Genomic DNA, 23,131 nt, shown 5'->3' on the forward strand with positions numbered 1-23,131 from the left:
CGCCCCCTTACCCATATATTTTTGGAAAACAGGAGTTAGAACAAATGAATCATACTAAAGATGCCCGCCGTATCGGCCTTGTCGATGTGGACGGGCACAACGGTTTCCCGAACCTTGCGTTGATGCGGATTTCTGCATGGCACAAGGCACTGGGTGATATGGTCGAGTGGTGGGACGGGATGCTGCCCTATGACCGCATCTATATGAGCAAGGTGTTTACCTTTTCACCGGATAACGATACGGTCATGCAGTCGGATGAGATCATCAGGGGCGGTACCGGGTACAGGGATTACGGCAGCCTGCCGGAGGAAATAGAAGCCATGCCGCCGGACTACTCGATTTACCCGCGTTACCCGTATGCTGTCGGTTTCCTTACGCGCGGCTGTATCCGTTCCTGCCCGTGGTGTATCGTCCCGCGCAAAGAGGGCGGCATCCGCCCTGCCGCGACATGGCAGGAGATCAAGCGTCCGGACAGCCGGACGATCATTTTTTTGGACAATAATGTGCTGGCGCACGAGCACGGTTTGCAACAGATAGAGGAAATGGGCCATGCGGATGTGAAAGTGGATTTCAACCAAGGGTTAGACACCCGGCTTATTACACCGGAGATCGCCGCAATGCTCGCTAAGCTGCATTGGGTGAAGTATGTGCGGCTGTCCTGTGATACGTCTGATATGCTGCCTGTGATCGCGCAGGCCGTCGCCTATCTGCGGGAAGCCGGTATCGGTACACACCGCCTGTGGTCGTATATGCTGGTGCAGGATGTAGAGGAAGCGTATCACCGCGCGCTTGTCTTGAAAGCATTAGGCATCCAGCCATTCGCACAGCCGTACCGGGACTATGACGGCGGGTGTGAGCCGACAGCAGAACAAAAGCGGTTTGCCCGCTGGGTAAACCGCAAAGAAATATTCTATACCTGCGGCTGGCATGAGTACCGCAGACGGAAATAGAAAGAGGTGCAATGATGTGAAGAAAATACGAAGTTACAGCAGTATCTGGTCTGTTGAGAAAGTCATATACGCGATCAATGATATGCGCCTGCCGTTCCCCATCACCTTTTCGCAAATGGCTTGGTTTGTCGCCTGCGAGTTTGCGGTGCTGGCGCTGGGCGGACTGCCGCCGCTCTCCATGATAGACGGTGCGCTGCTCAAGTATTTCGGTATCCCCGTCGGCGTCACATGGTTTATGAGCCAAAAAACGTGGGACGGCAAGAAGCCGTTCAGCTTTGTCAAGTCGTATACGGCCTACCTGCTGCGCCCTAAACAGACCTTTGCAGGCAAGGCAGTAAAATTCCGCAAGGAGAAAACAGGACAGCCCATTACGGCGGTTAGGAGCGTGATAATAGATGCAGTATCCGATTAAATATATCGAAAACAACCTTGTCTGGAACCATGACGGGGAATGCTTCGCATACTATGAGCTTATCCCATACAACTACTCGTTTTTAAGTGTGGAACAGAAAGAAGCGGTACACGATGCGTTCCGTCAGCTTATCGCCCAGAACAGGGACGGCAAGATACACGCCCTGCAGATCAGCACGGAATCCAGCATCCGTGCGGCGCAGGAGCGTTCCAAGGCGTATGCTTCCGGCAACCTGCGGGAAGCGGCGCTGCGCCGCATAGACGGACAGACGGAAGCCCTTGTCTCCATGATCGGGGAAAATCAGGTGGACTACCGGTTCTATATCGGCTTCAAGCTGCTGCTGAACGAGCAGGACAGCGGGAATATCGGCCGTCAGGCGGCAAATATCTTTTCCGGTTTCCTGCGGGATGTGAACCATACCCTGATGGGTGATTTCGCATCCATGCCGAATGATGAAATACTGCGCTATCAGAAGATGGAAAAGCTGCTGGAAAGCAAGATTTCGCGCCGGTTTAAGGTGCGGCGGTTGGATAAGGATGATTTCGGCTATCTGCTGGAACACCTGTACGGGAAAAGCGGCACCGCGTATGAGGACTATGAATTTCATTTGCCCAAAAAGAAATTAAAGGGTGAAACGCTTGTCAAGCGGTACGACCTGATCAAGCCCACGCGCTGCCTGATGGAAGAATACGGGCGGTACCTGCGCATATCGCATGATGACTGTGAGGCGTATACTGCTTATTTCACGATCTCGGATGTGGTCGGGGAGCTGGATTTCCCGTCGTCCGAGATTTTCTATTATCAGCAGCAGCAATTCACGTTCCCCGTCGATACCAGCATGAATGTTGAGATCATCACCAACAAGAAAGCCCTGTCCACTGTCCGCAATAAGAAAAAGGAATTAAAGGATTTGGACAACCATGCGTGGGAAAGCGGGGACGAGACCAGCACATCAATTGCGGAAGCACTGGACAGTGTGAATGAGCTGGAAACCGAACTGGGGCAAAGCAAGGAAGCCATGTACAAGCTGTCCTATGTGGTGCGCGTCACCGCGCCGGACGAGGAAGAACTCAAGCGGCGGTGCAATGCGGTACGGGATTTCTACGACGATATGAACGTCAAGCTGGTGCGCCCGGTGGGTGATATGATCGGCCTGCACCATGAGTTTATCCCGGCAAGTAAGCGGTATATGAACGACTATATCCAGTATGTTACGAGTGATTTCCTTGCGGGTCTCGGTTTCGGCGCGGCGCAGATGCTCGGGGAAAAGGACGGTATCTATCTTGCCTATGGCGTGGACACCGGCCGGAATGTGTATTTGCAGCCCGCGTTGGCCAGCCAGGGCGTGAAAGGCTCGGTCACAAACGCGCTGTCTGCGGCGTTCCTCGGCTCGCTCGGCGGCGGCAAGAGCTTTGCCAATAACCTGCTGGTGTATTACGCGGTGCTGTACGGCGCGCGGGCGCTGATCGTAGACCCGAAAGCGGAGCGCGGGAACTGGAAGCGTGATTTCCCTGAGATCGCGGACGAGATCAATATTGTCAACCTGACCTCGGACGAGCGCAACCGTGGGATGCTGGACCCCTATGTCATCATGCGCCGCCCCAAGGACGCGGAAAGTCTTGCGATAGATATTCTCACGTTTTTAACCGGCATTTCCTCGCGGGATGGCAACCACTTCCCCATCCTGCGGCGGGCGGTGCGCACGGTCACGAACAGCAAACGGCGCGGCCTGTTCTGTGTCATTGAGGAATTACGCAAAGAGGGTTCACCGCTTGCGGTGAGTATCGCAGACCATATTGAGAGCTTCACGGACTACGACTTTGCGCACCTGCTGTTTTCGGATGGGAACATCAAAAAGTCCATCAGCCTTGAAAAGCAGCTCAATATCATACAGGTGGCCGATCTGGTGCTGCCGGACAAGGGTACTTCGTTTGAGGAATTTACGACGATGGAGCTTTTGTCTGTCGCCATGCTCATTGTTATCAGCACCTTTGCGCTGGATTTCATCCATACGGACAGGAGCGTGTTCAAGATCGTGGATTTGGATGAAGCATGGTCGTTCCTGAACGTGGCGCAGGGCAAGACGCTGGCAAACAAGCTGGTACGTGCAGGCCGCGCCATGAATGCAGCGGTGTATTTCGTCACGCAGAACGCGGCAGACCTCGCGGACGAAAGTCTGAAAAACAATATCGGTCTGAAATTCGCGTTCCGCAGTACGGACATTGTGGAGATCAAAAAGACGCTGGAATTTTTCGGCCTTGACCCTGAGGACGAGGGTAACCAGAAGCGGCTGCGGAACCTCGAAAACGGACAATGTCTGATGCAGGACTTATACGGGCATGTGGGCGTCGTGCAGTTCCATCCGGTGTTTGCGGATTTCCTGCATGGGTTTGACACAAAGCCGCCGATGAAAGCCGGGGTGGCAGTATGACGTACGGGAGATATAATTTCAGACAGATAAAGCGTACAGCGGTTGCCTTGCTGATGATAACGGCAATCGCTGTTTTGCTGTTTACTGCTTTTTGCCCGTCTGCGGGCGCGGTGGGGCTGGTGGATGATAGTGTGGATGCGGCGCACGAGTACAGCCGCTACCCGCTGGAAAATTACCAGCTTGACTTCTACGTTGACAACGGGTGGGATTGGCTGCCGTGGAACTGGATAGACGGCATCGGCAAGCAGGTCATGTACGGCCTGTACTGCATCACCAACTTTATCTGGACGATCAACCTGTATCTTTCCAACGCATCCGGCTATCTGGTGCAGGAAGCATACGGGCTGGATTTTATTTCAGATGCGGCGGACGAGATCGGCCGGAACATTCAGTCTATCGCAGGCATTTCGCCCAGCGGACTTTCTTCGGATGGGTTTTATGCGGGATTCCTCCTGCTGATTATCCTGATTGTTGGCGCGTATGTGGCTTATGTTGGTCTGATAAAAAGGGAAACCACAAAGGCCGTACGCGCGGTGATGAACATGGTGATGATCTTCGTGCTGTCCGGTGCGCTGATCGCCTATGCGCCGGACTGTGTGAAGCGCCTGAACGAGTTTTCCGAGGACGTCAGCACAGCGAGCCTTTCGGTTGGGACAAAGATCGTCCTGCCGGACGCGGAGAACAGCGGCGCGGACAGTGTGGATTTGATACGGGACAGCCTGTTTTCCATCCAGGTAAAGCAGCCGTGGCTGCTTCTGCAATTCGGCGATACGGACACGGACGCGGTAGGCGAAGAACGCATTGATAACATCCTATCCGCGAGCCCCAGTGAAAACAATGGCGAGGATCGGGAAAACGCAGTCAAGGCCGAGATCGAGGACAACGGGAATACAAACCTCACGGTTACGAAAACGGTGAACCGGCTCGGCACAGTGTTTTTCCTGTTCCTGTTTAATATCGGCATTTCGGTGTTCGTGTTCCTGCTTACCGGCATGATGATCTTCTCGCAGGTGCTTTTCATCATCTATGCGATGTTCCTGCCGGTGTCGTTTGTGCTCAGCATGGCGCCGACGTTCGAGGGCAGCAGCAGGCGCGCGGTAATCAAGCTGTTCAATACGATCCTGGCGCGGGCGGGTATTACGCTTGTCATCACGGTGGCTTTCAGCATTTCCACGATGCTGTACCGCATTGCAAGCGGCTATCCGTTTTTTATCATTGCGTTTTTGCAGGTGGTCGTGTTCGCGGGGATCTATTTCAAGCTGGGCGACCTGCTCAGCATATTCTCCCTCCATGACGACGGTGCCCGCGGCATGGGCAGGTATATCATGCACCGCCCGCGGATGTTCCTGCACCATCAGCTTCACAGGCTCAACCGTACCATGCGCGCGGCGACGGCCAGCAGACCGAATGATGGCGGCAGTGCGCAGAACAGCCGTTCCAGCAGCGCATCAGGGGGAGCATACCGGTACCGCAGTAACCGGCCGAACGGTGGAAGCAGCGGGGCATCACAGCCGGGTGCTGTACACAGTTTACCGGAAACATCTGCAAAGGAGATTACGTCTGGTGGGGTATCCCATACAGAGGGCTATGCGGATAAAGCCGTTTCGGCTGATGCAGAGAACCGCAGACCGGATGCCCCTGCGGTTTATCTGCTTGGCGCAGCGCGGCAAGTATCCGGACAGTCCGAAACGGATATGCCGCGGCAGGCAGCAGATTCGGATAGTGCAGCGCCGGACAGTGCGCACAGGGCGACAGAAAGCAATGCGCGCCCGATGGCAGTCCCGGTTTCTCACAACTATGATATTTCGGATAGGAAAAATATGAAACAGGCGGAGCAGTCGTCCATACACGCAAGGCCGGCCGTAGCAGCTCCAGCGGCAAAGCCGGTGCAGGAGGAAGGGCAGCGGACAGCGGCAAAACAGCCTGCCCCGCCACAGCAGGAGCGCCCTGTCAGCCCGGTACACAGTACAGAGACACAGCCGCATGAGCGTCCGGCAGCGGTGGCAGCGCCGAAACTCGTATCATCTACAGGTAATGCGTCAAGCAATCCAGCGCCGCACAAGCGTCCGCTGGCAGCACAGCCGGTAAGTACAGTCCAACAGGCCGCGCCGCAGACAGAAGCGGCAAAGCAGCCCGTCCATGTCGGGATCCGGAGGACGGATGCAGTAAACCGTCCGGCTGTGCGGCAGGACGCAGAGGGCAAGCCTGTTATGCCTATGCAGGAAAACCATGCCGCGCGGGAACAGGACAAACCGGCGGTTTCGCGGCCTGCGGTGAAGGGTTCGGTTGTATCAAAGCGGGCTTCCGCAAAAGGGAAGGCGGGAAAGGCACAGCGGAAAAATGCTTCCTCTCCGAAAAACAGGGGGGATAGCAATACCAGCTGTACAGACAGCACGAAGGACGGGGGCGGCGGCAGATGAAACTGAAATATCTTGCGCTGCCCCTTGCAGGGCTGTTTGCCGCCTTTTTCTGCCTGCTCCTGTTGGTTGCCCTCCTGTTTGCATCAGACGAGGACGGCGGCAGGGGCGGCATTTACTATGGCGGCGCAAACCTGTCTGCCGAGGTGCTGGCGCACAGGCCGATGGTGGAGCGGTACGCGGCGCAGTACGGCATTTCCGAGTACGTCGATGTCCTGCTTGCGATCATGCAGGTGGAATCCGGCGGTACGCTGGAGGACGTGATGCAGTCGTCAGAATCTATGGGCCTGCCGCCAAATTCTCTGGATACAGAAAGCTCAATCCGGCAGGGCTGTGAGTATTTCTCGGAGCTGCTTGCCAAGGCGGACCGGCTCGGCTGCGATCTGGACAGCGTGATACAGGCGTACAACTACGGCGGCGGGTTTCTGGATTATGTAGCGTCGCACGGCGGCAAGTACAGCTTCGAACTGGCGCAGGCGTTTGCAGAGGAAAAGTCCGGCGGGGTGCGTGTTACCTACAAGAATGAAATATCCATCGCGGAAAACGGCGGCTGGCGCTACAACTACGGCAATATGTTCTATGTCCGGCTGGTATCGGAGTATTTGTATGCCGCACAGTTTGATAACGAGACCGTAAATGCGATCATGAATGAAGCACTGAAATACCAGGGCTGGGAATATGTCTACGGCGGTGCGTCCCCGACAACATCCTTTGACTGCTCCGGCCTGACGCAATGGTGTTATGGCGTGGCGGGTATCACGCTGCCGCGCACCGCACAGGCGCAGTATGACGTGACCCGGCACATCCCGTTCGGGGACGCCCAGCCCGGCGATCTGGTGTTCTTTCAGGGGACGTATAACTGCGGCGATTATATCACGCACGTTGGGATTTATGTGGGCGATAACCGGATGTACCACGCAGGAAACCCGATCGGGTTTGCAGATTTGACCAGCGCCTATTGGCAGGCGCATCTGGTCTGTGCCGGACGGGTAGGACAATGAATGACGAAAGGCAGGAAAATGATATGTTCCAGAATAGAAACAAAAGTCAGGAGAAACAGAAAAAACCGCGTGTCCTCAGCATTGGGACGCGGCGGCCGGTGGTGATCGCGCTGTGGGCGCTGCTTATCTGCGCGTTTGCTTTCGCGGTGTATAAGGATTTTACAGCGGTGGATACGCATACCGTCCATGAAACGACGGTAGTGCAGGAGGAAGTCACGGACACGAATGCAATAGAGAGCTTTGTGACCAATTTCGCCAAGGTGTATTACTCATGGGAACAGTCTGCGGCTTCAATAGAGCAGCGCACGGAAAATCTGAAATATTATCTCACGGACGAGCTGCTGACCCTGAACGTGGACACGGTGCGCAGTGATGTGCCGGTATCTTCTAAAGTGGAAGATGTGCAGATTTGGTCTGTGGAAGAAATTGGGGATAAAGTGTATAAAATTGTCTATTCTGTGTCGCAAAATGTCATAAACGGGGAGGAAAGCAGTGTTATAACGTCTGTTTATGAGGTTTCCGTGTATGTGGACGATGCGGGCGATATGGTCATCATCCAGAGCCCTACAATCACGGGCAAGCCCCAAAAGTCCGGCTACGTTCCTGAAACTGCCGAGCCGGACGGTACGGTATCCGCGGAAGAAACTACGGAGATCACAGAGTTTTTGACCACGTTTTTCACGCTGTACCCAACGGCGACGGAACAGGAGCTTTCTTATTATGTCAGCGGTGGTGCGCTGCCGGTGATTGGGAACGACAGCTATGTGTTTGCGGGGCTGGTGAATCCGGTCTTTACCAAGAACGGCGATGCTGTGACGGCGAATGTGGCGGTGCAGTATCTTGACCAGCGGACGGGTATGACGCAGGTGTCGCAGTTTACGTTGCATCTGCGGCAGGTTGAGGGGAATTGGAAAATCAGTTGTTAATATTAGAAAAACCATCCGTCCAATGGGCGGATGGTTTCCTTTTTATCAGTCATAGCTGATTTTACCGTTCTTATCACAGGTTATAGACATAGTGAGTTTTTTCCCGCCTGCATAATTGAAAGTGCAGTAGCCGGATACTTTGTTCCCCGACCGCGACGAATCGCCGGAATAACCATACGAGGAGGAAGCGGACCAGCTATCGGCCGTTGCCTTAGAAGTTACAGTATCATACTGAAATGTTCCATTCAAATAGAACGTGCCGATATAGGTGTTTCCATGATAAGCATCAGCTTTAGATGTTGCGGTTTTCTGATAAATGGCTCTGGTTGCTGCTTCGGGAACATACTCAGTTAGCGTTACTTTCAGGTAATAGCCGTCTCCACAATCAATAATTGTGGTGTTGGAAACATCAGCAGCAAAGGCTGGAATTGTAAAACATACAAGCATAAGAACTGCTAAAACTATGGAACAAATACGCTTTTTCAAAATGAAGCCTCCTAATTTTCTAACATTTCATCAGAAATAAGTTGCCCGTCGCTTTCTGTGTTAGAACGAGTAAAATAGAAATCTCCGCGTATAACTTGCTGTGCATGTATGTAATATGCAGCCAGCAATAGTAACAATACGATTAAAATGCCTATTACGAGAGTAATGACAAATCGATGCTTGCGCTTGCTAACAGCAATTTCAGTCTCGTCAACGCTTTCCAGCAGTTGTTCTGCAATCTGCTCAGGATTACCAACTTTTGCACATAGTTCGTTGTATGACAATTCCGAATAAGCCGATAATTCCTGTTTCAATCCGTTCAATAACTTGGAGCGTGTTGCTTTAGAACAGATTAGTTTGCGGGAAACTGCACGTACATATTGACGCACAATCTTATCCTCCATCATGCGTTGCCACCTCCGGTGTTTTGATGAATTTGCTGTATCGCTTTAGACATTTCAGCATAAACGGCCTCTATCTGTCGCAAATACGATATCCCATCGGAAGTGATTTCGTAATACTGGCGGACACGGTTATCGTCTGAAATCGCTTTTTGGCCTTCGCACACATACCCTTGAGATAACAGGCGTTGGATTACAGGATAGAGCAGAGAAATAGTATATCTGCCATCACTGCGTTTAGATATCTCTCGCATCATCTCATAGACATACATTGGTTGCTCAGATAGCAACAAAAGCACGAGCAAGGGATTCAATGCGCGTTTGAAGTAATCTGCAAAGGAGTGGCCAGTATCCTTGGTAGATTTGCTTTCCTTTTTCATGGTGCCACCAAACATGTTTGTTGAAATTATACTATCACATCATTTCAGTTTCGTCAATATTTAGTATTGCTTAATAATTTGCATTTATATATAATTGGATTATCAAATTACATCATATAAAACAGTTTTTTACAAAGGGGTGATAGAAGAATATACTTTAGGAAGATTTACTATCTAATCGAGAAAGAAGGGTGAAGTATGTATAGTAAATGAAAAAAGAATGGTTGGTTTATTACTGATCTGTGTCCTTGCATTGGGAGTTTCAGCCGCTGCGTTTGAAACGCAGATAGAGCCTCGTGATAATTGGCATGATTATACCGGTGAGCTTCCGGCGGATACTGGTGATGTGGAAGTTTCAACAGTTAAAAAGGCATATACAAACAACTATTTTGCTGTGTCTTGCAAATCATCGCGATCCGGATTAGGTTCTGTAAATGTTTGGACTGAAACCGGTTGGGGGGTAAATGCTTCATCTCCCAATCACCCCATTACCGCAAATGGAATAATTAATAATGTGAATTATACTAACAAACCGTCTATTCAAACTGAAGTCACACTGAATATTGATAATAATAGCGTTACCTCTACCACTTATCCAATTGAGGGTAGGTGGTCTCCATACTAAGCGTATTGCTATTATGAATTTAAGTTAAACGTATTGTATAACATATTATATGAAGATACCTTGGGGAGTGCTTATATGGCGACTTCCCAAGGTTATTTATGAGGTTAATATGAGTTGCTTAAGAATAGATATCAAAAGGTTATATAATTCAATTACTGTAAGGATAGTTTTGGGTGTGCTGTTTTTTTTAGCAATTGTAGATCCCTTATATTCTCGTTTTTTAACGCTTGATTCTATGTTTGCTTCATACTATGGAATCAACGCTTACCAGTATTGGCTTTTCAACTTTCCCGGTGGCATTGGATTTAAAGTTTATCATGCACTGTTTTTACTTCTTCCTGTATTATCGACTGGTTTTATTCTATTTTATGATCAGAAAACCTCTTTCAAAATATATAACATTGTTAAACAAGGTAGAGCAATATATTTGACTTCCAAGGTTATATCTGTGTTTCTTGTTACAATGGTAAACTCAATTGTCTCTTTTTCTATAAATATTTTAATAACATTTTCCATATTTCCACAAAATTCGATCATGACAGATGTCTATCGGATGTTTATTCCTATTGAACATTCTGCAGCAAATTTTTTTTACGAAATTTCACCTGTTTTATCAGCAGTTTTTTTCGCATTTTTAAATTCCCTGGCACTGTCTGTATTGGCGGCTTTAACTGTTATTATACATATGATATTTAGATTTCCAAACATATATGTGGCTTTTTTCGTTCCCTCTATTTTATGCCTATTAATAACTTATGGAAGTGACTTTTTACTACCTAAACGTTTTGTCTTACGAAATTTTTTGCAGCCGTTGAATTCGTGTTACGAAGGAGCTGCGCAGCTTAAGGACATACTATTGGTTTTAAGTGGATATTTTATTCTCGAAATATTATTATTTACGATTGCTTATAGAAGAAATAGGGATATAATATGATTCTATTTAGTCACAAAAGTAAATATTTTATTTGGGTGGGATTCCTTTACTTTATATTCCCGTTATTATGTATTTCTTTTTTTGCTGATACGCAAGATTTGTGGTTCAAAAACATTTTCTCAGACAAAACATTTGTTATGCTTATTATGCCTGCATTTGTGCTTGGTGCTGTCATAATAGATTCTTCTATCAGTCCAGTTATTATGGTACGTACAAAAAATAAGTTACATTCATTTACTTTGTTGCGTGATCAGCAGTATTGGTTTGCAATAATTTATACCATTATTTGGATGCTTTCTATCATTTTCATTACTCAGATTATTTTCGGAAAAATTTATGCAATATCCTTTTGGGGGTTAATTAGAGAATTTGCAAGATGTATTTGTGGATTTATTATATTTATAAATATATCTTTAATTATAAAAGTAAAATGCAAGAAAAAATATATGGCAGCATCATATATTGTAGTCTATATTTTTTTTACTGCAGAAATTTTTTCGATTGTTCCACTATTAAATAAGTTTTTCCCAATTAATATATATTTGATTTTTAGCTGGTTATTTAGAGATACTATAATAAGTTATTTAGTTATCGCCGGCTGGATAAGTGTTACATATTATCTTGGAAGAAAATCGTCCAAAAATATGGATGTCCTTTAAATGATAATAGTGTTGGAAAGAGGATATTATGCTTATTAAATTACAAGATGCTACAAAAATACTTGATCACAGATTTGTAATTAATAATATAAATTTTGAGTTTAAAAGTGGAAATATTTATGGGATTGTTGGACAAAATGGTAGTGGAAAGACAATGCTTCTACGAGCTATAGCAGGGCTAATCTGTTTAAATCGTGGTACTATTACTGTAGATGGCAAAGTTTTGAATAAAGATATATCTTTCCCGCCTGATATAGGAATCATTATTGAAAAGCCTGAACTATTACCATATCTTAGCGGGTTAGAGAATTTAAAATTACTTGCAGAGATAAGAAACATAATATCTTATGATGATATTAAGCATTATATGGATAAATTCGGATTAAATTTCAACTCCAAGCAGATTGTAAAAAAATATTCTTTGGGAATGAAACAAAAATTAGGAATTATTCAAGCAATTATGGAGGATCCTTCCTTACTTCTTCTTGACGAACCATTCAATGCGCTTGATGCAGAGTCGGTAGATATTTTGCGAAGTATATTACTTCAATACAAAGAACAGGGAAAATTAATCATTTTAACTTCCCATCATCAAGAAGATATAATGTCAGTCTGTAATCAAGTTATCCATTTACAGGATGGATGCATATTAAACTGATAGCAAAAATATCATAAAGATAATGCCGCTTCAAGATGAGGCGGCATCATTTCTGTTATAAGTGGTTATAATGTATTCTACTAATTCCGGCGTTAGTCCGCATATATCGGCTATTTGATAAAGAGTATAGCCGCATTGAGCATAGTCCTGAATCTCAGTTGCTGGATGCAACAGCAGCGCCATAAAACGGTTCGCTTCTGTTTCCAGCTTGTTTACAGAATAGAGCGTGTTTGCTCTCAGAAATGGTGTATTGCTTTTCGGGTGTAAGATTGCATGTCCTAATTCGTGCGCGCATACTTGCCGCTGTCGCTCTTTTGAAAGGTCTTGATTGATATGTATGAACTTGATTCTGTGTGTGCGGCTGTAATATCCTCTGATACTTCCAAGGGGTTCGTGGAGAACTCGAATACCGAGTTTTGCAGCGATTGTGAACGGGTCTCTGGTATCACATTTTCGGCATAACATATCGACCTTATGCTTTATTGACAATATGCAGCACCTCTATTTCATTTCCGGTACTTTTTTGGAGTAAACTTTTGCTTGGCAATCCGTTTGGAAATTTCAAGCTGGTTTTGCAGGCTAATGCGCAGGAGTTCCCGCGTTTCATCGTCGATTGGCTCACCATCAAACATCAGGCTTGCTTCGGCGTCGCCAAGATCACCTAAAATCATATCCAGTCTTTTTGCTATGTCACGCTCGTCCCGCCTTGTCAGGACGGGCGTTTCTTTTTGCTCCATGTTAAGTAAAAATTCAATCGGCACATTTAGGTAATCGGCAATTTTTGAAAGGTTTTTAGTAGAAAGGTTTTTCTTTCGTCCCACTTTGAGATCGGACAGCGATGCACGGCTTATTTTACATTGCCTGCATAGCTCTGTAACTGTAATTCCTTTTTCCGCGCACAATGCAGCTATTTTGTTGTACAACTCTGACATAAAATCACCCGTCCATTTGTAGTATATGCCAAAATTACGTAAAAACGAAATTTTACACGTTGACACTTACGCGACAGAATAATATAATTCACTCATAGATTTCGCTAAAACGTAATTTACAGAACAAATATATAATATTACACTTTTATGTAAATGTCAATAGAAAGGAAGTAGTTGACCATGAAAAAAAGGGAACTTTGCTCGTTTGGTAAAAAAATTAACCATCGGCTTATTGCTCTTGAGCAAAGCAAAGGCTGGCTGATCGAAGAAGTCAAGCGGCACACAGGGTTATATTTTGACCGCTCCTATCTTCGCAAAATCGAAACCGGACAGCTTGCGACGCCGAAAATCGTGGATGCGATATGCGAAATACTTGGCATCGCTGTTCAGGGTGATTATACCAAAAGGAAAGACCAATAAAATGTACTTTTTGAAAAAGGAAAGCGGATTACATATGCACCTTGAAAATTGAATATACAGGCAGCAGATACAAAACTGTTTGCGCCGAGCTGCGGTACCCATGCGCGGGGACGCCGGACAAGTCCGGCAGAGCGGTAAACCATGACGGTACGAAATACGGGGCGGCACCCGTAAAGCGACGACACGCAGACAGATAATGAGACTTCCGCCCAGCCACAGACACAAGCAATGGGGGCGGCTGATGTGAGAACCACGCAGAGGTAAAACGGCCTATGGAATCGTTCGCCAGCGATCATCTGTCTGCTTCCCCACAAGCCGGGGCGTTGAGAACAAATAGGCTTGGCAGCAGGAAAGGATGTGTCTAAAGTGTTTTAAGGTTTTGCGGCAGACGGGAGATTACTGTCTGTCGCGCGTACATCACAACAAGCAGACAGGATGTGAATGAAATGCCAGATTGGGAAATCCAACCAAAGAAACATAAATACGAGGTTGGCGAACGTGTATTAGTGCGGCCCGCAATCATAGATTGTATCTGGGCAAAAACCAGTTGCCGTAAGACCGTACCTGCTACTGTTATCTTTGTCCATCCGGACGACCGGTTCATTGTAGCAGAATATCAGGTATGTGCTTCGTTCTTTGGCAGGACGGTATCTACGATACGGGAAAGTTTTTTAATTCCAAAAGTTCAGTGTTTGGAGTGGGAGTGAAATAAATGTATAAACGTGGTGATGTGTTTTGGGCTGATCTCAGTCCTGTTATTGGTTCAGAACAGGACGGCGTGCGTCCTGTTGTAATTTTGCAAAATGATATTGGAAACAAATACTCGCCTACGGTGATTGTAGCGCCGCTTACAAGCAATTTGCATCGGGACAAGCATCTTGTTACTCATGTGCCCGTCTGTATGCAGGGCTTGCCGCAATATTCGGTTGTGTTGTTAGAACAGATACGGACAGTAGATAAAGCACGACTGGGGAATTTTGTCGGTGTAATGGATAAAGAGACATTGAATAAGATTGATGAAAGTGTGATGTGCAGTTTGGGGCTGACGGATGGATTTAGAACATAGAGCAATCGCCCGTCTGCGGTTGGCAGCGGAAATGAGCGAAGCCTATTACGGTAAGCCATTGATTATTACAGTGAGTGGCGGGAAAGACAGCGATATATGCCTGTACCTTGCCGCCACTTCCGGTATCCGCTATGAGGTCATGCACAACCATACCAGCGTGGATGCACCGGAGACTGTATACCACGTGCGCGAGCAGTTCCGGCGTTTGGAGCTCGCCGGTGTGAAATGTACTGTCAATTACCCGACTTACAAGGGCGTACCGGTCAATATGTGGATGCTTATACCGCAAAAGCTGATGCCGCCCACAAGAACAGTAAGATACTGCTGTTCGGTGCTGAAAGAAAGCGGCGGCGCTGGCCGCATGATTACGACGGGTGTCCGCTGGGCGGAAAGCGCCAGCCGCCGTACCAAACGCGGCATTTACGAGAGTATGCCGCACGATCTCAGCAAAAAGGTCATTATCAACAACGATAATGCAGATACCCGCCTTTTGTTCGAGAGCTGCAAATTGCAGGCGAAGCGGGTCTGCAATCCCATTGTGGATTGGTCGGACTATGATGTGTGGTCGTATATCCATGCTGAGAGAATACCGATAAATCCGCTGTATTCGTGCGGCTTCCATAGGGTCGGTTGTGTGGGTTGCCCGATGGCAGGACGTCGAATGCGTCTGTTTGAGTTCGGCCGGTATCCCACGTATCAGCGCGCCTACATCCGTGCCTTTGAGCGAATGCTCGAAGAACGTGTTGCACGCGGCAAGCTCGACAGCACATGGCGTGCTGGGACAACTGGCGAGGATATATTCCGCTGGTGGATGCAGGACCGGAATATCGAGGGACAAATGAAGATTGAGGGCTTTGACGGATAGAGCCCAGGTATGTACCGTGCGGATTCCCGCGCGGTTTTATTATATACACGCCAAATTTCAAGGGGGTGGTTCCAGTGTGCTACTCGGTGCATGGTTAATCCATGCAGTATCGGTTTGGAAATAAGTTTGAGATGGAGGGATGAGGAAATGGATTTTTTGAAGAAACGGCTCAAGCGGCTTACGTCGATGGGGCTGGCATTGCTCTTGTCTGCGTCGGCGTTTCCGGCCACGGCCTTTGCCGCGTCGGACAGCACCAGCACGCTTGCCGAAGTAACGGCAAAGTATATCGACGCGGAAAACGGCAAGGAGATTGCCGAGCAAGAGATATATAGCGTAACACATGAGGAACGGCAGCCGCAGGAAATCGAGAACTACACCTACGTCGATTACACGGAAAACGTCGAGTACGTCTACTCCCATAAGGATCTGACTTATATTGTCGGCTACCCGGACGAAAGCGTGCGGCCGGATGCTTCCATGACCCGTGCAGAAGCAACTACGGTCTTTTACCGTCTCTATGACGGCGAGTATCCAGAGTTTGAGCGCCGCATGTCAAACGGCACGTTCGAGGACGTCAAGACGGATTACTGGTTCTACAAAGAAGTCGAAACGCTGTATAACATTGGAATTGTAGACGGCACGGATGAACACAAATTCTCGCCGGATGCGCCCGTCACCCGCGCGGAGTTTGCCGTCATGGCGGCGCGGTTCGCCAATTTGGACTACGAGGGCGGCAATCTCTTTGACGACGTTCCCAACGGCCATTGGGCGTACAGCTATATCAATGCAGTCGCAAACGCTGGCTGGGTAGAGGGCTACCCGGACGGCAGTTTCCGGCCGGATGAGCCGATCAGCCGTGCCGAGGTCGTGCGGCTGGTAAACGGTATGATTAACCGTAACGTCACGCTGGACAAGCTGAAAGAGCTGGGCATCGAATGTCCGTACAATGATCTGGTTGAGAATCACTGGGGTTACTGCGATCTGATAGAAGCCAGCATTCCGCACAGCGCGGAAGAATGGCACGGCCTCAGCTACAATGACGGTATTTACAACATCATCGTTGAAAAATTCATAGACCAGAACGGCAAGGAACTTGCTGAAACTGTCACCACAGCGGGCAAGGAAGAAAGTTCACCCAAGGTCATCCCGGCATACGAGTACCGCGGCTATATCCGCACGATCGTTTATCAGTACACGAACGGTGATGCGATCCCGTCCATTGAAAAGACGGCGAACGCCAAAACCGCCAATGTAGGCGATACCCTGACCTATACGGTGAAGCTGACGAATGATGAAGCAGCTTCTTCCGCGTGGAAAGAAGTCGTCCTCACCGACGAAATTCCGGACGGCTTGACTTTCGCGGATGGCAGCGTGTACGTAGAAAGCAAGGCGGCAAAGCACTCGTTTGAAAACGGATTGCTTTCTGTCCCTCTGGGCGACATTGCCGCAGGTCAGACGGTTTCAGTCACTTTCAAAGCAACCGTGAACAGCGATATGTACAACCAGACGATCTACAACACCGCAGTCGCCGAGGGCGCAAACGGTATCGTTAAGGATGAAAGCGGTAGCGAAACCGGCAAGTATGAGGACACAGACGACGGTGTTTATATCAACAAGGGCGACACCGCGCCCTATGTGGAAAAACGTGCGGACAAGCCTTCCGCCGAGGTCGGCGATAAGATCACCTATACCGTCACGCTCGGCAACGCAGAGGGTGCCGTTTATGAAATCGAAAACGCTTCCATGACCGACATTATCCCGGCGGAACTGGATTTTGTGGACGGCAGCGTGCAGGTAGACGGTGTAAGTACAGGTTATTCATTCGATAACGAGACCCGTACCCTGACCGTGCCGCTGGACAGAATTGCACCGAATACAAAAACGACGGTTACTTTTGCAGCGACCGTCAATGAATCGGCCTACGGCAAAACAGTTTACAACACTGCGGTCATGTCCGGTGACAATATTTCGGACACCGAGGGCACAGACGACGGTGTTGCCATCGGTGACGGTAAAGCCCGCCCCAGCATTGAGAAGTCGGCGGACAAGTCCTCTGCCAAGGTCGGCGACAAGATCACCTATATTCTGACGCTCTCTAACAGCGAGACCGCGACTGTACCCGTAGAAAATGCGGCCGTTACTGATGTTATCCCTGCTGGCCTGACGTTCGAGTACGGCTCGGTCATGCTGGACGGCAGCGGCACGAGTGATTTCACCTATGATGAAAATACCCGCCTGCTGACGGTAAACGTCGGCAGCATTGAGCCGGATACCAGCCGCACGGTTTCCTTTGTGGCGACCGTCAACGAAGATGCCTACAATACGACGATTCAGAACCTTGCCACCCTGACTTCGGACAACACCGAGCCGGTACAGGACAAGGACGACGGCGTTGTCGTTGCAGACGGTATGACCGACCTGTCCATCAACAAGAGTGTTGATAAATCTTCTGCTCGTGTCGGTGATACTCTGACCTACACGGTACAAGTCTCCAATGGTGCGGGTGCAGAGGTAAATATCCGCGACACGGTGATGCGGGATGCTATCCCGGATGGCCTGACCTTCCGCGGCAACGTCACAGTGGACGGCTACTCAACGGTATATCAGTATGACAATGAAAACCGAACCCTTTCTGTTCCGCTGGATGCGATCGCCCCCGGCCAGACGAAAACTATTTCGTTTGATGTGCTGGTGAACAGTGATGCCTACGGCATGATGATTGAGAACACGGCGGTCGCTTCCGGCAGCAATGCGCCGGATACGGAGGACACGGATGACGGCGTCACCATCGAGAACGGCACGCCGGACGGCCGTGCGGGTGCAAAGTCAGCCAATAAAATGACCGCGCGCGTGGGTGATACAATCACCTACACGATCACGCTGGAAAATAGCGCAATGGCAACGGCGGACTGGACCGGCGTTACCGTGACCGATGCTCTGCCGGATGGTGTGACTTTCACAGGCAACGTCCAGAAAGACGGTCAGGCAACGACGGAATATTCCTACGATTCATCTTCACGCACGCTGACGCTCACGCCTTACGCAATCGCACCGGATACGCAGGTGGTGTACACCTTTGATGTGACGGTAGACGAGGGTATGCAGGGCGAATTTATCGTCAATACGGCTATTCTGACGGATGGCAACGAGCAAACGCCGCTTCCGGATGCAGGCGTGCAGATCAACAAGGGCGAAGCCGACCCGATTGTAACTAAGTCCGCGAGCGTGACCAAAGCTGATATTGGCGATATGTTCACCTATGAGATCACGGTCAAAAATGGCGATAAGGCTACTGCGCCGTGGAAAAACGTCGTGGCATACGACACGCTTCCGGCTGGCGTGAAGTTGATCGGCAACGTGTATCTGGATGGTAAGGTGGCGCTGCATAAGCTGAACGGTAACGCGCTGTCCGTGCTGGTGGGTGATTTGGCTGCAGGCGAAAGCGTAGTAATCTCCTTTGATGTGCAGGTACTTGACACAGCGGCCGGTACGACCCTTCAAAACAGCGTGGATGTGACCGGCGATAACGGCATCGGCACGGCAACAGATGACGGCGTAACCGTACCGGAGGTTGAGCCGCAAAACCCTAATGATGCCACCGGCTTCTATGTCACAAAAGATGTGGATAAGACGGTGGTTGATGTAAGTAAGGATGCCGACGAAGTATCCAGAACGGCAACATTTACGGTTATTGTTGGAAATCACAGTGATATAATGTGGGAAAACGTCGTGCTGAAAGATACGCTGGATACCTCTGTGGTAACGCCTGTTTTGCAAAACAATGTTTATGTGAACGGAGTCCTAAGTAATAAATGGAGTTTTTCAGGCAAGGCATTCACTCTGGAATTGGGTGACATTGCACCCGGCCAATCGCATAAAATTTTGCTTACCGTCCGCTTTAAGAACGATGCAGGCGGCAAGACCTACGTCAACTATGCGACCGGAGAGGGCGATAACGGCAATGCTATCGGAAAGTCGCCGGAAGTTGAAATTATCAGCTCAGTTGCTGATTTGATAACTGATATTCATTATCAGCTTTATAATGGTTATGACGAAAATATGTGGCGACCCGCAGACCGTATTTCACTGCAAGAAGCGTGCATCGTAGCATATCGTCTGATTTCCAACGGCGGGAACACGTGGCTGGACCGTGGCACGGTGACGGTGCCGGACTACGAGTTCAGCATCCCCGAAGAAGCAAAATATTTTGTCTCTATCGGTGTGCTGCCCGCAAGCGTATTCGACACAACGAAAATGACCGAAGATGTTGATTACGAAATCAATTATGAGGTTTCGGAAAAAGGCTATCTGCGAATCTGGGCTACCTCGGAACAGCTTAATACGCTTGTGAAGTATATCACTGGCACGAATGCAGGGCTCAGCGGTGATGTGTCCCGCCTGAATTTTGCCAAGCTGATTTGCCAGCTTACCGGACGGGATACCGACCCGGATACCTCGGCTTACAGCGGCCATATCCAATATTTCACGGATAGTGGTTCTTCTGAGGACCTGATTACTGAAGTCTCGCACGAACACGATTATGTGCTTGACACAGACGGGAATGAGTATTGGATTTAACAATTTTATAGGAAAAGGCAATCCCTCGTTTCGTTGTGAAACGAGGGATTTGCTTACCGATTATTTAATTCTGTTATTGTTAGTTTATCAAAAAGCTGCAAAGCGTACACTTTCTCACCTTGGACATAGGCAGAGACAGCAGTAGTTTTTGAACGGGTGTTGAGCATATTTTCTCGATGACCTTGTGAGCCATACCATTTGTTTAAGTTTTCCTGCGCATTGGTTGTAATTAAACCTATGAGTGCATTTTCAGCATTGCATCCATAACCAACAGATGCGAACACCGAGCCATCCGGTCTTGTATGAGAAATATCCCCGTCTCGTTCGTCAACAATCCAGATTTCGCGGGAACGAGTGTCCGCCCATTCCTGTACTTTCAACGAGTAAGTCAGACGTGGCAAACCGTTTTCTTCGCGCAGGTCGTTGATGGCGTCAAAGGTGGCATTGGACAGGTCATAATCCCAATAGCCGCCGTACTCGTCTACCGCAGATTTGCCGATAGGGCGTAGACTGATTTCATCTGTTACGGTCTGGTTATCGTCTGCGGTTTCGTTGTCGGTATCATCCGGCACAGGCTGTCCGTCTGGTGAAACCGGTGTTTCCGGCTCCGTCGGTTCATTTGCGTCCAAGATGTTTTCCGCGTTCATCAGCATTGTTGCGACTTCGGCACGAGTAGCTGTCCCGTGCGGATTTAACTTTCCGTCCGAGCCGCTGACAATGCCCTTGTTGACGCACCAGCTCATGGCGTTTGTTGCGTAACGGGAAACTGATTGATAGTCCGAGAAATCATAGTATTTATCTGGTATAAAGCCGGTATCTGTATCAAGGCCAAGGTGGTCCGCGTAGCGGTACAGGATGGCCGTAAGCTGCTCGCGGGTGATCGCATCATTCGGGCCGAACTGCGTATCGCTGTACCCGGTAACGAGGTCATTCATGCGCGCCCAGTAGACAGGCGCGCTGTAATAGGCGTTTGTATCTACGTCTGCATAGGGGTATCCCCAGTTGCTTTCGGGCATATCAGGTGAACCTGCCAGTCGGTACAGGATGGTCACGATCATGCCGCGGCTGGTAGTTGCGTTCGGGCTGAACGCCGTATCCGATGTACCATTCATCAGCCCGTTTTCGCAAACATAGTTGACCGCATCGTGATACCAGTCCGACGGACGGACGTCCGAAAAGTTTGAAACATTGGCGGCGCCTGCCGAACAGGTAATAGCTGCCGCACACAAGATAGATGTGATTTCTTTTTTCATAAAGTCATACCCCACAATAAAGAACAGAAAAGTTTATCATGGTTTCATTATATCATGTTGCTGTCCGTTCCGGTAGCGGGCATGGCGCACAAAAACCATGTGGGGATTTTGAATTGCAAACGAGATGCAGTAAATTGTTGCTGCATAGATGATAACCAATACGCAGGAGGGCTGTGGTTTATGGATTATAAAATTTTGACGCAGGACGATTTGCTTGAGTTGTTCCCTTTTGGCAAAACCAAGCTAAAATGCCTGCTGGAAGCAGGCGTATTGCCTGTGGTGAAAGTGGGACGGGATTATTTGACGAATGAACGTGAACTTGACCGGTGGTTTGAAGCAAATAAAGGGAAAGAGATATTTTACTGATTGAATTGCCTTTACAGAGGGACGGCGTTATAATATATGCGTTAGCTGTTTATGCTGCCGCCCCTGTTTATTTGATAGGAGCGATACGCATGAATACAGTAGAAAATATCAATAAAGTTAAGAGAATCCGCGGATATGGGGAGGGTAGTGTATATCAGCGGAAAGATGGCCGCTGGGTCGGCAAATATAAGGACGAAAAGATGTTGAAACCGCGTTATGTCTATGGTAAGACAGAAGCGGAAGCAAGACGGAAATTGCGTGAATTTAAGAAAACAATAGTGCATGGCATTACGGATTGTAGAAAAGTATTGCTTAGCACTTATATTGAGCGATGGTTATATACTTTCAAGGCCGCAGCCGTGGAGAATACCAGCTTTGATCGGTTGGAGTCTGTCTATTACACGCATATCAAGCCGACGCTTGGCGGCTTCCAACTTGGGAATATCAAAGCGGTTGATATTCAAACACTGTTAAACCAGAAAAGCACTGAATATTCTTATACTATCGTCAAGATGATCCGGCAGATACTTTCTGAGGTTTTCCAACATGCCTATACTGAGGGTGACATTCTTAAAAACCCAATGGCAAATGTTATCATGGCAAAACGGAGCAAGTTTAAGCCAGAGCGGAAAATGCTGATATTAGAGGATGCAGAGGTTAAACGGTTGGAGGAAGCAGCCAGAGAGAAGTATGGTACAGGCCGTCCGCTTTTTGTTCACGGAAACCTGATCGTATTTATGCTGCATACCGGCCTGCGGTGTGGTGAACTGCTTGCGCTGGAATGGTCTGATATTGACTTTGAAAGCAAGACGGTATCCATAAATAAAAATCTGGCAAAGATCAAGAACAGGGATACCGGAAAAGATACGTCCAAAAGCACCTTACAGGTAAAAGGCACTAAGACATCCAGCAGCAACCGGATTATCCCACTAAATAGTAAAGCAATCAACGCACTTAGGGAATTGCAGATGATTTACAGGCAATGCGGCATCAAAAGCAAATATGTTGCCTGTTCGCAAAAAGGCGGCTTCCTCACTAATAACCGTATGCACAATTTACTTGAGCGTATGTTGAAGCACACGGGGATAGACAAGCCGCTCACGATCCATCAGCTACGTCACACTTTTGCAAGCCGTGCGTTAAATGCTGGCGTAAGCATCAGCGTAGTAAGCAAATGGATGGGGCATGCCAGTATTTCCACCACATATAATATCTACATTCACGCTATGGAACAGGAACGGCTGACAGCGTTAGACGTTCTTGAAGCTATGTAGCGAAAAGGTGTAACATTGGTGTACGCCTCTCGAAAAAACGACTTAAAGCCCAGTAATATAGGCGTTTAAGGGTGCAAGAGGGGGAAAACCGCAGGTT

22 protein-coding genes are annotated in these 23,131 nt (G+C 48.6%); 16 read left to right on the top strand and 6 right to left on the bottom strand.

Going from position 1 to position 23,131, the window contains the following annotated elements:
• The first annotated feature begins 44 nt into the window (after positions 1–44).
• Genes DW088_RS12140 through DW088_RS12165 form a run of 6 tightly spaced genes read left to right on the top strand, consistent with a single transcriptional unit; the run spans position 45 to position 8,137 of the window.
• On the top strand, positions 45–950 hold the full coding sequence (locus DW088_RS12140; RefSeq protein WP_117492376.1) for a radical SAM protein: 906 nt from the start codon (positions 45–47) through the stop codon (positions 948–950).
• 16 nt (positions 951–966) lie between these two features.
• Positions 967–1,362, top strand: coding sequence for a conjugal transfer protein (locus tag DW088_RS12145; RefSeq protein WP_117492374.1), 396 nt, complete (start codon positions 967–969; stop codon positions 1,360–1,362).
• Positions 1,346–3,793 carry an ATP-binding protein gene (locus tag DW088_RS12150; protein ID WP_117492372.1) on the top strand — a complete coding sequence of 816 codons (2,448 nt, stop codon included), beginning with the start codon at positions 1,346–1,348 and terminating at the stop codon, positions 3,791–3,793. Before DW088_RS12145 ends, DW088_RS12150 begins: the two co-directional genes overlap by 17 nt.
• Positions 3,794–3,846: 53 nt before the next feature.
• A complete protein-coding gene (locus DW088_RS16760; RefSeq protein WP_199720438.1) occupies positions 3,847–6,213 on the top strand; it encodes a CD3337/EF1877 family mobilome membrane protein in 2,367 nt (788 codons plus the stop codon).
• A complete protein-coding gene (locus tag DW088_RS12160; RefSeq protein ID WP_117492370.1) occupies positions 6,210–7,211 on the top strand; it encodes a bifunctional lytic transglycosylase/C40 family peptidase in 1,002 nt (333 codons plus the stop codon). The genes DW088_RS16760 and DW088_RS12160 overlap by 4 nt, the downstream gene beginning before the upstream one ends.
• Before the next feature lie 23 nt (positions 7,212–7,234).
• Complete coding sequence (locus DW088_RS12165; protein ID WP_117492395.1) at positions 7,235–8,137, top strand: conjugal transfer protein; 903 nt, start codon at positions 7,235–7,237, stop codon at positions 8,135–8,137.
• Positions 8,138–8,182: 45 nt separating this feature from the next.
• Here the strand turns inward: DW088_RS12165 and DW088_RS12170 are convergent, their stop codons facing one another.
• Genes DW088_RS12170 through DW088_RS12180 form a run of 3 tightly spaced genes read right to left on the bottom strand, consistent with a single transcriptional unit; the run spans position 8,183 to position 9,404 of the window.
• Positions 8,183–8,623 carry a hypothetical protein gene (locus DW088_RS12170; protein WP_110436182.1) on the bottom strand — a complete coding sequence of 147 codons (441 nt, stop codon included), beginning with the start codon at positions 8,621–8,623 and terminating at the stop codon, positions 8,183–8,185.
• Between the two features lie 11 nt (positions 8,624–8,634).
• On the bottom strand, positions 8,635–9,030 hold the full coding sequence (locus DW088_RS12175; RefSeq protein ID WP_110436183.1) for a hypothetical protein: 396 nt from the start codon (positions 9,028–9,030) through the stop codon (positions 8,635–8,637).
• Entirely contained in the window at positions 9,027–9,404 is a 378-nt protein-coding gene (locus tag DW088_RS12180) for a PadR family transcriptional regulator (protein WP_158574423.1), read from the bottom strand. The genes DW088_RS12175 and DW088_RS12180 overlap by 4 nt, the downstream gene beginning before the upstream one ends.
• 220 nt (positions 9,405–9,624) lie before the next feature.
• Here DW088_RS12180 and DW088_RS15680 point away from each other — a divergent pair, with 220 nt between their 5' ends.
• The 4 genes from DW088_RS15680 to DW088_RS12195 all read left to right on the top strand — a co-directional run bounded on the left by DW088_RS15680 (position 9,625) and on the right by DW088_RS12195 (position 12,280).
• Positions 9,625–10,029, top strand: a complete 405-nt coding sequence (locus DW088_RS15680; RefSeq protein ID WP_147356568.1) for a hypothetical protein — start codon at positions 9,625–9,627, stop codon at positions 10,027–10,029.
• A 109-nt stretch (positions 10,030–10,138) separates the two neighbouring features.
• Positions 10,139–10,963 (top strand): hypothetical protein, encoded by an 825-nt coding sequence (locus DW088_RS12185; protein ID WP_110436185.1) that lies wholly within the window; start codon positions 10,139–10,141, stop codon positions 10,961–10,963.
• The gene (locus DW088_RS12190) at positions 10,960–11,622 is read left to right on the top strand and encodes a hypothetical protein (protein ID WP_118285584.1); all 663 of its coding nucleotides are present in this window, start codon (positions 10,960–10,962) and stop codon (positions 11,620–11,622) included. Before DW088_RS12185 ends, DW088_RS12190 begins: the two co-directional genes overlap by 4 nt.
• A gap of 28 nt (positions 11,623–11,650) precedes the next feature.
• Complete coding sequence (locus DW088_RS12195; RefSeq protein ID WP_117555250.1) at positions 11,651–12,280, top strand: ABC transporter ATP-binding protein; 630 nt, start codon at positions 11,651–11,653, stop codon at positions 12,278–12,280.
• Between the two features lie 30 nt (positions 12,281–12,310).
• Here DW088_RS12195 and DW088_RS16765 read toward each other — a convergent pair whose 3' ends face one another.
• Complete coding sequence (locus DW088_RS16765) at positions 12,311–12,745, bottom strand: ImmA/IrrE family metallo-endopeptidase (protein WP_110437197.1); 435 nt, start codon at positions 12,743–12,745, stop codon at positions 12,311–12,313.
• A 41-nt stretch (positions 12,746–12,786) separates the two neighbouring features.
• Positions 12,787–13,212 (bottom strand): helix-turn-helix domain-containing protein, encoded by a 426-nt coding sequence (locus tag DW088_RS12205; RefSeq protein ID WP_117492477.1) that lies wholly within the window; start codon positions 13,210–13,212, stop codon positions 12,787–12,789.
• 180 nt (positions 13,213–13,392) lie between these two features.
• Between DW088_RS12205 and DW088_RS12210 the strand changes: the two genes are divergently transcribed.
• From DW088_RS12210 to DW088_RS12225, 4 genes are all read left to right on the top strand, one after another.
• Positions 13,393–13,632: a helix-turn-helix domain-containing protein gene (locus DW088_RS12210; protein WP_117492475.1), complete on the top strand. Its 240-nt coding sequence runs from the start codon at positions 13,393–13,395 to the stop codon at positions 13,630–13,632.
• A gap of 712 nt (positions 13,633–14,344) precedes the next feature.
• Positions 14,345–14,698, top strand: coding sequence for a type II toxin-antitoxin system PemK/MazF family toxin (locus tag DW088_RS12215; protein WP_117492473.1), 354 nt, complete (start codon positions 14,345–14,347; stop codon positions 14,696–14,698).
• A complete protein-coding gene (locus DW088_RS12220) occupies positions 14,682–15,563 on the top strand; it encodes a phosphoadenosine phosphosulfate reductase family protein (protein WP_118360935.1) in 882 nt (293 codons plus the stop codon). The genes DW088_RS12215 and DW088_RS12220 overlap by 17 nt, the downstream gene beginning before the upstream one ends.
• Positions 15,564–15,710: 147 nt before the next feature.
• Positions 15,711–20,141: an S-layer homology domain-containing protein gene (locus tag DW088_RS12225; RefSeq protein WP_158574687.1), complete on the top strand. Its 4,431-nt coding sequence runs from the start codon at positions 15,711–15,713 to the stop codon at positions 20,139–20,141.
• Positions 20,142–20,194: 53 nt separating this feature from the next.
• Here DW088_RS12225 and DW088_RS12230 read toward each other — a convergent pair whose 3' ends face one another.
• On the bottom strand, positions 20,195–21,394 hold the full coding sequence (locus DW088_RS12230) for an S-layer homology domain-containing protein (protein WP_117492470.1): 1,200 nt from the start codon (positions 21,392–21,394) through the stop codon (positions 20,195–20,197).
• A gap of 180 nt (positions 21,395–21,574) precedes the next feature.
• Here DW088_RS12230 and DW088_RS12235 point away from each other — a divergent pair, with 180 nt between their 5' ends.
• Entirely contained in the window at positions 21,575–21,760 is a 186-nt protein-coding gene (locus DW088_RS12235) for a helix-turn-helix domain-containing protein (protein WP_110436195.1), read from the top strand.
• Between the two features lie 89 nt (positions 21,761–21,849).
• Positions 21,850–23,034, top strand: a complete 1,185-nt coding sequence (locus tag DW088_RS12240) for a tyrosine-type recombinase/integrase (RefSeq protein WP_117492469.1) — start codon at positions 21,850–21,852, stop codon at positions 23,032–23,034.
• Positions 23,035–23,131: the final 97 nt, after the last annotated feature.

It is taken from the genome of Butyricicoccus sp. AM05-1 (assembly GCF_003474415.1).
Lineage (GTDB): Bacteria > Bacillota > Clostridia > Oscillospirales > Butyricicoccaceae > Agathobaculum > Agathobaculum butyriciproducens.